The sequence below is a fragment of the uncultured Desulfovibrio sp. genome (assembly GCF_902477725.1).
Classification (GTDB): domain Bacteria; phylum Desulfobacterota; class Desulfovibrionia; order Desulfovibrionales; family Desulfovibrionaceae; genus Desulfovibrio.
The window spans coordinates 60430-72314 of record NZ_CABSIF010000011.1; the positions used below are offsets into that span (position 1 = coordinate 60430).

General features: G+C 57.5%; 9 protein-coding genes, 1 tRNA gene and 1 riboswitch. Of the genes, 8 read left to right on the forward strand and 2 right to left on the reverse strand.

The annotated features are described in order from the left end of the window. Positions 1 to 4 precede the first annotated feature (4 nt). The 8 genes from amrB (at position 5) to RDK48_RS11245 (ending at position 10686) form a co-directional block, all read left to right on the forward strand. Positions 5 to 904 carry an AmmeMemoRadiSam system protein B gene (gene amrB / locus RDK48_RS11210; protein ID WP_298995719.1) on the forward strand — a complete coding sequence of 300 codons (900 nt, stop codon included), beginning with the start codon at positions 5 to 7 and terminating at the stop codon, positions 902 to 904. A gap of 285 nt (positions 905 to 1189) precedes the next feature. Next, positions 1190 to 1516, forward strand: coding sequence for a hypothetical protein (locus tag RDK48_RS11215; protein ID WP_240823902.1), 327 nt, complete (start codon positions 1190 to 1192; stop codon positions 1514 to 1516). Then, the gene (locus tag RDK48_RS11220) at positions 1509 to 2303 is read left to right on the forward strand and encodes an ABC transporter ATP-binding protein (protein WP_298995715.1); all 795 of its coding nucleotides are present in this window, start codon (positions 1509 to 1511) and stop codon (positions 2301 to 2303) included. The genes RDK48_RS11215 and RDK48_RS11220 overlap by 8 nt, the downstream gene beginning before the upstream one ends. Then, the gene (locus tag RDK48_RS11225; RefSeq protein WP_298995713.1) at positions 2300 to 3463 is read left to right on the forward strand and encodes a SufD family Fe-S cluster assembly protein; all 1164 of its coding nucleotides are present in this window, start codon (positions 2300 to 2302) and stop codon (positions 3461 to 3463) included. The genes RDK48_RS11220 and RDK48_RS11225 overlap by 4 nt, the downstream gene beginning before the upstream one ends. Positions 3464 to 3549: 86 nt before the next feature. Beyond that, positions 3550 to 3625, forward strand: a tRNA-Ile gene (locus RDK48_RS11230). 460 nt (positions 3626 to 4085) lie between these two features. Further along, positions 4086 to 4241: riboswitch (M-box (ykoK) riboswitch) on the forward strand. Between the two features lie 274 nt (positions 4242 to 4515). After that, positions 4516 to 7230 carry a magnesium-translocating P-type ATPase gene (mgtA, locus tag RDK48_RS11235; protein WP_298995711.1) on the forward strand — a complete coding sequence of 905 codons (2715 nt, stop codon included), beginning with the start codon at positions 4516 to 4518 and terminating at the stop codon, positions 7228 to 7230. Between the two features lie 175 nt (positions 7231 to 7405). Beyond that, complete coding sequence (gene glp, locus RDK48_RS11240; protein WP_298995709.1) at positions 7406 to 8689, forward strand: gephyrin-like molybdotransferase Glp; 1284 nt, start codon at positions 7406 to 7408, stop codon at positions 8687 to 8689. Positions 8690 to 8727: 38 nt separating this feature from the next. After that, entirely contained in the window at positions 8728 to 10686 is a 1959-nt protein-coding gene (locus RDK48_RS11245) for a molybdopterin biosynthesis protein (protein ID WP_298995707.1), read from the forward strand. Between the two features lie 20 nt (positions 10687 to 10706). Here RDK48_RS11245 and RDK48_RS11250 read toward each other — a convergent pair whose 3' ends face one another. Further along, positions 10707 to 11582 (reverse strand): ThiF family adenylyltransferase, encoded by an 876-nt coding sequence (locus RDK48_RS11250; protein WP_298995705.1) that lies wholly within the window; start codon positions 11580 to 11582, stop codon positions 10707 to 10709. An 11-nt stretch (positions 11583 to 11593) separates the two neighbouring features. Next, positions 11594 to 11833, reverse strand: a complete 240-nt coding sequence (locus RDK48_RS11255) for a MoaD/ThiS family protein (protein ID WP_298995703.1) — start codon at positions 11831 to 11833, stop codon at positions 11594 to 11596. Positions 11834 to 11885: the final 52 nt, after the last annotated feature.

An 11885-nucleotide genomic window follows, 5' to 3' on the forward strand; every position in this document is an offset into this window, starting at 1 on the left:
ACTCATGCCCGAACGTGAACCAGTCGCAGCCGGGCGTTTCTATCCCGCTTCGCCCGGTGAGCTGCAAAAGGAAATCAGGTCATACCTCACGGCTGGAAAAGCCTTGTCGGCAACTGCGCCCATTGACGCAAAGCGCAAGGCGTCCGCAAGCCTGTGCGGCCTTATGCTTCCCCATGCTGGCTATGTATACTGCGGCAACGTGCTGGGGGCCGCGCTCATGAGCCCCTGGAACAAAACAACAGCCGGAGCCAGCCTGCCGGAGCGGCTCGTGCTGCTCTGCCCCAACCACACGGGCAGAGGCGCGCCCCTCGGCGTGTGGCCGGATGGCACGTGGCGTACCCCGCTGGGCAGTGTTGACGTGGATGCGGAACTGACCGCCAGCCTGTGCGGCAAGGGCGGTTTTACGCCTGACCTGCACTCGCACCTTGGCGAGCATTCCATAGAAGTCCTGCTGCCTTTTCTGCAATGCATGCCGCCGCAGGGAACGCCCGGCGCGACCCGCCGCATCACACCTGTGTGCGTGGGCACCATGCAGCACAAGGCCCTGCAGGATGCGGGGCTTGCGCTGGCGGAGGTCATCCGCCAGTACGAAAACAAGGGCGAACGGATCGGCATCATCGTCAGCTCCGACATGAACCATTACGAAGACCAAGAAACCACCATGCGCAAGGACGCCTTCGCCCTTTCGCAGGCGCTGGCCTGCGACCCGGAAGGTCTGCTCACCATGGTGCAGCGTGAAAAAATCACCATGTGCGGGGCGGCTCCCATGGCCTTGGCCCTGTTTGCCGCCCGCGCCCTGGGCGAACCGTGGGCGGAACTGTGCCTGTACGACACATCAGCCACGGCATCGGGCGATACCCGCAAGGTGGTGGGATATGCCGCCCTGCGCTTTGGCCTTGCCTGAGGGTCCAGCATGACGCCCCGGCACAGATAATTCTTGCCCGTCAGGCACTGCTGCGCGGCAGTGGGGAACTAAACCCTGCTGCCGCGTAGTGTTGCGTGATCTGCCGTGTGCATTTTCACCATATTTGACATATGCCACATATCCGGCAAAGGCGCGCCAGCACTTGAACAGCGCCGCTATACCTCGCCACGCTCCAATAAAGACAGGCAGCTGAATGCGCCGCATCTCTGGACAGGGGGTGGCAAGTTTGCCACTATGCGGCATCACAAAACCAAGGGGATTACCATGGAAGTGTGCATCGCGTATCTGCGTGGCAAACCGATCATGCTGGAGCTGCGGGACGGCATAGCCTATCTCGACAACGAGCCCCAGCCCATCAAATATCTCGACGAAGCAAAGCTCCAGGAATTCAGCGATTCCATCCGGGCCATTCCGTATTCCGCTGATCCTGGCTATGAAGCGCTGGTCAATTCCAAGCGCGCGGCCTTTATTGTCACCCTGATTGGCAGCGCCGTGGGCGAGGAGTGCGTTTCCAGACTGACCCATATTCTGGATCACGTGCATTATGATGTGCTGGAGTATCTGGGCGAAACCGGAGAAGAAGATGCTTGAAATCCGTGACCTGCATGTTTCGGTCAAGGGCACGCCCGTGCTCAAGGGCATTGATCTGCACATCTGCCCAGGCGAAACATTCATTCTTTTTGGCCCCAACGGCTCCGGCAAAACCACCCTGCTCATGACCCTCATGGGCTTTGCGGGGTATGAGGTCACGCAGGGCCAGATCATCTACAAAGGCACAGACATCACCCACGCGCCCATGTACGAGCGTGCGCGCCTCGGCATTGGCATGTCGTTTCAGCGGCCCCCCACCATCCACGGCCTGCCCACGGGCAAGCTGGTGGAACTGTGCGGGCGCGGGCGCGAAATGGATATAGAGGACATGGCCCGCAAGGTGCATTTTGACCATTTTCTCAAGCGCGATGTGAACGCGGGCTTTTCCGGCGGCGAAATCAAGCGCTCCGAACTGCTGCAACTCATGGCCCAGAGGCCCGACCTGCTGCTCTTTGACGAGCCGGAATCCGGCGTTGACCTTGAAAACATGGCGCTTGTGGGCAAAACCGTGCGCTACCTGCTTGACGGCACACCCGACCGATGTTGCGCCACGCTGCGGCAGCGTGAAAAGGTGCGCTCCACCAGCGGTCTTATCATCACCCACACCGGTCATATTCTCGAATACGTCAATGCCCACCGCGGGCAGGTCATGTATCAGGGCAAGCTGTGCTGCGAGGCGCGGCCCCGCGAAATTCTGGATCACATCGCTACCCATGGCTATCAGGAATGTCTGCGCTGCCTCACCGGCGACATGCTTGGCAAAATTGCGGAGGCGCCCCTTAAATGAGTTCTGTCAATCTTTCCCGCTTTCAGTTCAGCGGCGGCGAAAACGCCGCACCCATTGAAAACCTCGCAGCCCTGCCCCGCGAAGATCAGGAACGTCTGGTGCTGGCTGGCATCGATGTGAACGACAGCACCGCCAGCGGCGCGTTCATGCAGCTCAACCACGCTGGCGTGCACTGCGAAACGCGCCATGAGGGGCTCGACCTCATGGACATCCGCACGGCGCTGAAAAAGTTCGACGGCCTGCCCCAGTATTACTGGAAGCTGCTGAATCCCGAAAAGGACGAGTTCACGCGCATGGCGCAGGAGCACTGCAACGGCGGCTACTTTGTGCGGGCGCGCAAGGGCGTCAAAATCGCCCAGCCCGTGCAGTCCTGCATGTTCATCAAGGGGCACGGCGCGGGCCAGAGCATCCACAATATCGTGATTGTTGAAGAAGGTGCCGAACTGCATATTCTTGGCGGTTGCGCCACAGCGCACGATGCCAACGATGCCGCCCATCTGGGCGTGACCGAATATTATGTGGAAAAAGGCGGCAAGCTGACCTTTACCATGATTCACAACTGGGGCAGCAGCACGACTGTACGCCCCCGTTCCGCCGGGATTGTTGAGGCCGGGGGCGAGTTCCAGAACAACTACATTCTGCTCAAGCCTGTGGGCGACCTGCAAATGTACCCCACCATGACTCTGGCTGGAGCCGGAGCAGTGGCCCGCTTCAACTCTGTTGTGGTGGCCCCCACAGGCTCCTATGTGGACTGTGGCAACCGCATCGACCTTGCGGCCCCCGATACGCGCGGCGAAATCATCTCGCGCGTAGTCACCACGGGCGGCACGGTCATCAACCGGGGCTTTATCGGCGCTTCGGCCGCTCCCGCCAAGGGGCACCTTGAATGCAAGGGGCTGATTCTTGGCGGCGGGCGCATGCACGCCATCCCCGAGCTGGACAGCAACCAGGACGGCGTGGAGCTTTCGCACGAGGCCGCGGTGGGCAAGATCGCGCAGGAGGAAATTGAATACCTCATGGCGCGCGGTCTGGACGAAGACGAAGCCGCCGCCACCATTGTGCGGGGCTTTTTGAACGTGGACATCATGGGCCTGCCCGCCCCGCTGAAAAAGGCCATGGACGAGCAGATTTCCTTGCTGGAAGCAGGCAACGCCATGTAGTAGGGGCTGGTTTTGCGGCCCGCCCAACGCTGCCTGATACGCGCACTTGACCGAAGCCAGCCTTGCAGCTATATTTCCCCTCCTTGGGGCCTATAGCTCAGTTGGTAGAGCCTCCGGCTCATAACCGGCCCGTCCCAGGTTCAAGTCCTGGTGGGCCCACCAAGAACTGTTCAGACAAAGACCGCCGAAGTTGCACAACTTCGGCGGTCTTTGCGTTTTGCGCCCCCCAATGGTTCTTTTCGTTTCGCGTGAGTTCGTTGGCCGCGGCAAATTTATTGGGGTAACTTTTAGGGGTAACTGGCTCTCAACTGCGAGAATCGGGACGTTTTGGTCCTCTGTGGGGTGTCCTATGCATTGGCTCTCTTTCGTGATTTCTTTTACTCATTGATATTATTTAATTATTTTTAAAATATCTGCTACTTCCCACTTATCTATATTCTCGGCTAGCCCATTGCAGCCTTTTCATATTTTTCACTATATCCCACACAATTTAAGCCTGTTACATAAAAATCACTGGGAGTTTGCCAGACGTATAAAAATACTTTGTGCACTGCTATTCCATGCCTTGTTGAACATTTCCATTCAGCCATTGACTCCTCGCACTTAGGGGCGTAGGTGACTTCTAGCTTATCGGTAGGCGAGGCTACCTCAGGGATATGGGTTACTGCCGCGGAGTAGTGGAGACACTATGAGAAGGCCAACAGTCGGTGTCGTCAAAGGCATGGACTATGTAACTTCACTGCCCTGAGAGGCTAAAACTTGAACGATGACACGAGGCCCAATATTGGGGCTTCAGGGTAGCTGCCCCAGTCATCGTTGTGCGCCATGACCGGGGCTTTTTTTATAAAGCTGGCAATTCTGCCTAAACAGGGAACATTCCCTAACTCAGAGGACAAAAATGGAACCGGACAGTAGATACAGCCCAAATTCTGATTTCGTACCGCGAAGGTGCGTGACGGAAGGGATGTTTATGTCCGTTCCGCCACGATAGCTCTGGGTTCATCAGATTATGGGCTGTGCTTCCATCAGTTTTCATTTGTGGAGGTGCACTCATGCGTCAATCTACTCGCACTGCGCGCAAAAATGCCCGTACAAGGGAACGCCACTATAAAGAAGCTGGCGACCGCCTTGCACTTGCAGCATTGCTCGATGCCAACACCCTGCTCAAGAAGCTCAAAACGGCCAGAGATGGCCTTAATGAAGCGCAAGTCAAAACCTCGCGTGACCTGTTTGGCAGCAATGTCATCACTCGCGGAAGAAAACAGTCTCTATTCAGCAGGTTAGTTGGAGCGTTCATCAATCCCTTTACGGCCATTCTTCTTGGCCTGGCCACAGTTTCAGCCTGCACGGATATTGTGTGGGCAGAGCCTGGCGAAGCGAACCCCAAAACCGTAGTCATCATCATGACCATGGTCATGATCTCTGGCATTCTGCGCTTTGTGCAGGAGGCTCGTAGCGGTGCGGCTGCCGAAAATCTGCTGAAAATGATCAAGACAACCACCTGCGTTCAGCGGCGGGAAGTCGGCAGGGCCGAAATTCCGCTTGAAGAAGTGGTTGTCGGCGATATTGTTTATCTGGCCGCAGGCGACATGATACCCGCAGATATGCGCATAATTCAGGCCAAAGACCTTTTTGTCAGCCAATCTGCCCTGACTGGCGAAAGCATCGCCATAGAAAAAATCGCCAGTGAGGTTGAAAGCGGCCTGAACAGCATGGCGGAGTGCCCGAACCTTGCCTTTATGGGATCAAACGTGGTCAGCGGAAGCGCAATGGGAGTTGTGGTCGCAACCGGCGATTCCACCATATTCGGCGAAATGGCAAAGAGCATTACTGCAAAGCCCGCACAAACCAGCTTTGAAAAAGGCATCAATCAGGTTTCGTGGGTGCTTATTCGCTTTATGCTGATCATGGTGCCCCTGGTTCTGTTTATCAATGGCTTCACCAAGGGCGACTGGGTTGACGCCGCCCTGTTTGCGCTCTCGGTTGCTGTGGGTTTGACCCCCGAAATGTTGCCCATGATTGTGACAACATGCCTTGCCAAGGGCGCGGTCAGCATGGCCCGCGAAAAAACCATCATCAAGAACCTAAATTCCATACAGAATCTTGGGTCTATGGATATTCTGTGCACTGACAAGACGGGCACGCTTACCCTCGACAAAGTTGTTTTGCAGTACCACCTGAATATCCATGGGCAGGAAGACATCAGGGTTCTCCGCCACGCATTTCTGAACAGCTACTATCAGACCGGCCTCAAAAATCTGATTGATTTTGCGATCATCGAGCGCACTCTTCAAGAGCAAAAAGAAAACCCATCCCTGGTTGACCTCTCTGACAAGTACACCAAGGTGGATGAAATTCCTTTTGATTTTGAAAGAAGGCGCATGAGCGTTGTGGTTTCAAATGGCAAAACCCAGATGATCACCAAGGGCGCTGTAGAAGAAATGCTCTCTGTTTGCGGCTATGCTGAATACAAGGGCGAGGTGCTTCCCCTCTCTGATGATATCAGGGAGTACATCTTAAAAAAAGTGTCGGCCCTTAACGATGACGGAATGCGCGTTATAGCGGTGGCACAAAAAACCAATCCTTCACCGGTTGGCGCTTTTTCTGTTGCCGATGAATCCGACATGGTTTTGATGGGGTATCTGGCCTTTCTTGATCCGCCAAAGGAGTCAACAGAAAGGGCACTGAAAGCCTTGCATGAGCACGGTGTGGGCGTAAAAATTCTTACTGGCGACAACGACAAGGTTACGCGCTGCGTATGTCGCCAGTTGAAGATTCCGGTTGAACACATGCTGCTGGGGTCTGATATTGCGGCCATGAACGAAGAGGAGCTTTGCCGGCAGGTGGAGAATGTGAGCGTATTTGCCAAGCTTTCTCCCCAGCAGAAAACGCAGGTTATTACTGCCTTGCGAACAAACGGCCACAGTGTTGGCTACATGGGCGATGGAATAAACGACGCTGCCGCTATGAAAGCTGCCGATGTGGGCATTTCTGTGGACAGCGCTGTAGATATCGCCAAGGAATCTGCCGACGTTATCCTGCTCGAAAAAGATTTGATGGTTCTGGAGAAAGGCATCATTGAAGGCAGAAAAACATATGCCAACATGATCAAATATATAAAGATGACCGCCAGTTCCAACTTCGGCAACATGTTTTCGGTGCTTGCGGCCAGCGCGTTTTTGCCATTTTTGCCCATGCTCTCAATCCACCTGATTCTGTTGAATCTCATTTACGATCTGAGCTGCACGGCAATACCATGGGACAACGTGGACAAGGAATATCTAAGTGTTCCAAGGAAATGGGATGCTTCGTCCATTGGCAAGTTCATGCTGTGGATCGGCCCTACAAGCTCTGTTTTTGACATAACAACCTATCTGCTGATGTATTTTGTCATCTGCCCCATGATGTGCGGTGGGCAGCTGTTTCACCAGATTGCAGACCCAGCGGTGCAGGCGCAGTACATTGCGGTGTTTCAGGCGGGCTGGTTTGTGGAATCCATGTGGAGCCAGACTCTGGTTATCCATATGATTCGCACGCCCAAAATTCCGTTTTTCCAAAGCCGCGCTTCGGCATCGGTAACTCTAGTTACGTTTACAGGCATTGCAGTACTCACCATGATTCCCTTCACGGCGTTTGGGGCATCTATTGGGCTTGGCACGCTGCCGCCCGTGTACTTTGCCTGGCTTGCGGCAACAATTCTGCTGTACATGGTGCTGGCAACAATCGCCAAAAAGACATTTGTCTGGAAATATGGAGAGCTCTTGTAAGAGTTGTCGCCTATTCCTTTGAACTTTCCGCGCGCTTTAACTGCAAAGGCCGCCCTGAGATGGGCGGCCTTTGCGCACTTACCATCCCTTGCGCAAATCGTATTGCCCTTTACCCCCGTTTGCGCCAGTATTACCATAAATTTCATACCGTCGCGCACATGAACCGGAGGGCTGGGTGAAGCCTTTTTTGACATTGCAATCAGTTGAATCGGTGCTTGAGCATATTCGGGCCTTTCCCCTTTTGGGTGAAGAGCGCGTCCTGCTGGACGACGCCCTTGGTTGCGGTCTTGCCCAATGCTTTTCGGCAACAGAAGACCTGCCGGGATTTGACCGCTCCACCGTTGACGGTTTTGCCTGCCGCGCCCGCGATGTTTTTGGCGCGCAGGAGGGCAACCCCGCTCTGGTGGAATGCGTGGCCGACTGCCGCATGGGCGAAGTGCCGGATATCAAGCTTGAAGAAGGACAGGCCGCGCGCATTCTCACCGGGGGCATGCTGCCACAGGGTGCAGATTGCGTGGTGATGGTTGAATACTCCCGCCCTGCGGGCGGCAACCTCATTGAGATTACCCGCAGTCAGGCTCCGGGCGACAATGTTATTTTTCGCGATGATGACGCAACCGCAGGGTCTTTGCTGCTGCAAGCCGGGCACCGCATGCGCCCACAGGATATCGGCCTGCTGGCGGCTTTTGGCGTGGTGGAGGTGGAGGTACGCCGCAAACCGCTGGTTGCCGTACTCTCCACAGGCGATGAGGTTGTCCCCAGCTCCGCGACTCCGCCGCCGGGCAAAATCCGCGACATCAACGCCCACAGCATTGCAGCCCTCTGCCGAGAGGCTGGCGCGCAGGCCGTGAGAGCCGGGATTGTCAACGATGACGCCGCCAAGCTCAAAACAGCCGTAACCCAACTTGCAGAAATGCATGACGTGGTGGTGGTTTCCGGCGGCTCCTCCGCGGGCATGCGCGACCACACCGTGGAAATTTTTGAGTCCCTGCCTCAGGCGCAGCTGCTTGTGCACGGGGTCGCCATCAGCCCCGGCAAACCCTTTATTCTGGCCAAAGCCATAGTAAACGGGCGCACAGTCTGCCTTGTGGGCCTGCCCGGTCATGTCGCCAGCGCGCTTGTCTGCGCCCGCGTATTTCTTGCTCCCTTGCTGGAGCATCTGCAAGGGCATGCCGATTCCGCAAAACAGCCGCAGGTTCCCGCAGTGCTTGCACGGTCTGTAGCTTCTGCACAGGGCAGGCGCGACTATCTGCGCGTAAAACTGCGCCCCCTGCCCAGCCAGCCCCCCGCGCAAACGCAGTCAAGCCAAACCCTGCAACCGCTGTACGAGGCGGAACCCATCATGGGCGCATCGGGCCTTATTTCAGGCATTGCTGCGGCAGACGGACTCATGGTCTGCCCTGAAAATCGCGAAGGCTACGATGCGGGCGATACCGTAATGGTGGAACTTTTTCGCTAGACCAGTATGCGTCTGGCACTATTGCTGGGAGAATTATCTTGAAGCGCAACACCTATCTGACCCTGCTGCCCCCGGAAGAAGCCCGCGCCAACTGGTTTTCATGCCTTGACGCCAAAGCCTTCGCCCTTGGCGAAGAACGCATCCCTCTGGCGCAGGCCCTGCGCCGCGTGCTCAGCAGGCCCGTAGCTGCCCTGCGCTCATCCCCGGCATTTCACGGCGCGGCAATGGACGGCATCGCCGTACATGCGGAGGATACATTCACCGCCTCCGCCCGTACCCCCTTGCGCCTCAAAATCGGCGAGCAGGCCCACTGGATCAATACCGGGCACCCCTTGCCGCTGGGTTGCAATGCCGTGGTCATGATGGAGAACATCAATACCGAGACCGAAAAGGGTTCTCAGGGCGAATCGCAGTGGGCCGTCATTGAAAAGGCCGCCTTTCCCTGGCAGCACGTGCGCAAAATGGGTGAAGACATGGTGGCTACAGAGATCATTCTGCCCCCCGGCACGTGCATTGGCCCCTACGACCTTGGCGCGCTGGCGGCTGGCGGCGCGCTTGAAGTACCAGTATTTCGCCGCCCCCGCGTTTCCATCATCCCCAGCGGGTCGGAAATTGTGCCGCTGGTGGATGCGCGCGAGGAAGACCTGCGCGCAGGCCGTGTGCTGCCCGAATTCAATTCACTGATTTTTTCGGCCATGATTGCGGAGGCCGGGGGCGAAGCCGCCACTCTACCTGTGGTTCCTGACGACCCAGAGGCTATCCGCGCGGCCATTGCCAGCGCCATTGCAACTGCCGACATGGTCATTCTCAATGCCGGGTCTTCGGCTGGCAGCCACGACTTTACGGCCCATGTGCTCGGGCAGATGGGCACCGTGGTGACGCATGGCATTTCAGTCATGCCGGGCAAACCCACGGTGCTTGCGGTGGTCAACGGCAAGCCCGTGGTGGGTGTGCCGGGGTATCCGGTTTCTGCTGGCATATCCATGGAAGAATTTGTTCTGCCCTTGCTGGCCCTGTGGCAGAAACGAGCCATGAGCGAGCGGCAGAAGATCACTGCGGTTCCCTGCAATCCCCTGCCCTCGCGCCCCGGCATGGAAGAAAGACTGCGGGTCAAACTGGGCTGCGTGGGCGATACGGTTGTGGCCGTGCCCCTGCCGCGCGGCGCGGGCACCATAACCAGCCTCAGCCGGGCCGACGGCATTATCCGCATTCCGCGCGACAGCGAAGGCTGCAATGCCGGGGAACCAGTTACAGTTGAACTGCTGCGCCCCGCCACGGCTCTTGCGGGCGCACTGCTTGCCATCGGCAGTCACGACAACACACTTGACCTGCTGGACAGCATGCTGCGCAAGGCGCATCCGCAGTACCGGCTCACCTCGGCCCATGTGGGTTCGCTGGGCGGCATCATGGCGCTCAAGCGCGGGCAGTGCCATCTGGCGGGCAGCCATCTGCTTGACCCTGCAAGCGGCGTATACAACCGCAAGGCCATTGAGGATAATCTGGAAGAGCCCACAGTGCTGCTGCGTCTGGTGGACAGGGAACAGGGAATTCTGACCGCGCCCGGCAACCCCCTTGGCATCAACAGCATTGAAGACCTCGCCAAGCCGGGGGTACGCTTCATCAACCGGCAGCGCGGCAGCGGAACCCGCGTGCTGCTTGATTACCGCCTGAGTTGCCTTGGCATCGCGCCCACAAGCATCAACGGCTACCGCGACGAGGAATATACCCACATGAACGTCGCTGCCGCTGTGCTTTCCGGCCGGGTGGATGCCGGGCTTGCCGTGCGGGCGGCAGCCAACGCACTGGGCCTGCCATTCACGCCCGTTGGTGTTGAGGAATATGATCTGGTCATTCCCCAGCGTTTTTTTGATGGGGATGCGGTTCAGGCCCTGCTGGATGTTATCCGCAGCGAAGCATTCCGCCAGACAGTGGAGGGCATGGGCGGTTACGGCACGGAAAAAACCGGACAGATTATCTGGGAATACGCCGGAAAATAGGAAGAAAATGAAATGAACGGCTAGGCCTTGCCCGCCCAGTCAAAGCGCTCCATCTCCGGCACGGAGAGGTCAAGGTGGAACAGCGCGCTGCTGGCGGTGCGGCTCAAAATGGCCCGCAGAGCCAGCTTTGCCATGAGGCAGGCAACCGAAGCCGGGGCCAGCGCCCCAACGCCTTCGCGCCGTGCATGCTCAAGCTCGCTGTCGCTCTGCCCCTGCGGGTAAAGCTCCTCAAGACGCGCCTGCGGGCCTGAGTTGGCGTAGCAAAAACCTTCTTCGCGCAGTACGGAACCGTGGATAAAGGGCACGCCAGCAGCAAGGGCTGCCCGCTCCAGAGCTGTTTTGGCGCTGATGTTATCCAGACAGTCCAGGGCCACGTCCATACCAGCCACAAGATCGGGCAGATTGCCCGCATCTGCTACTAATCCAAGAGCTTCTGTTTCCACGTGGCTGGCAATATCCGCCAGAGCATTGCGCACTACGCAAACCTTGCGCTGCCCCAGCATACGCTCGGAGCAGAATCGCTGGCGGTTGAGATTGCTCTCGTCAAACACATCGTTATCCACCAGCCGGAGGCACCCCACGCCGGAGCGGGCCAACAGCTCGGCCACATGTCCCCCCAGACCGCCGCAGCCCAGCACCAGGGCACGGCTTTGCAGCAGCCGCGTCATTTCCTCCGCTGTGACCAGCCCGAAATTCCGGCGAAAGCGCTCCGGCCAGATATCCTGCCCCAACAGATAAATCATGGCAGCACGTAACGTCAGAGCCTGGGACGCAGCCCAAAGGCGCAAGCCCTCAAGGCTCACGAACAGGGTTTCCTGCGCGTCGCCAGCAGATTTTGTGGGGTATCTTGCCCGGATATAGGGGCGGAAGAACTGATGCAGATCAGATATTGTCATGGTCAACGGGCCTAGCCTCCTCCGACAGCCGGAAAATAGGCAATACGGTCTCCGTCGCGCATGGGATCGTTCACCTTCTGCTGGCGTCCGTTGACCATGACAATTTTTATGTCTTGCGGCGGCAAACCCAGATGTTGCGCCAACTGGGCTACAGTGCTTCCTTCCGGCATTTCCACCTGCAGGCCTGTTTCCGGCACATAGTCCGGCACGTAGTCACGCAGGGTGGTGCTCAGCTTAACGGTCAGTTTCATGGACGCTCCTTGACCTCATGAGGTCTTGTCCAGTTATGCCCGCCCTGTCCGA

Coding starts and splice junctions, on each gene's coding strand:
- RDK48_RS11255 (WP_298995703.1), bottom strand. CDS start 11,833: ATGAAACTGACCGTTAAGCTGAGCACCACCCTGCGTGACTACGTGCCG.
- RDK48_RS11220 (WP_298995715.1), top strand. CDS start 1,509: ATGCTTGAAATCCGTGACCTGCATGTTTCGGTCAAGGGCACGCCCGTG.
- mgtA (WP_298995711.1), top strand. CDS start 4,516: ATGCGTCAATCTACTCGCACTGCGCGCAAAAATGCCCGTACAAGGGAA.
- RDK48_RS11215 (WP_240823902.1), top strand. CDS start 1,190: ATGGAAGTGTGCATCGCGTATCTGCGTGGCAAACCGATCATGCTGGAG.
- RDK48_RS11225 (WP_298995713.1), top strand. CDS start 2,300: ATGAGTTCTGTCAATCTTTCCCGCTTTCAGTTCAGCGGCGGCGAAAAC.
- amrB (WP_298995719.1), top strand. CDS start 5: ATGCCCGAACGTGAACCAGTCGCAGCCGGGCGTTTCTATCCCGCTTCG.
- RDK48_RS11250 (WP_298995705.1), bottom strand. CDS start 11,582: ATGACAATATCTGATCTGCATCAGTTCTTCCGCCCCTATATCCGGGCA.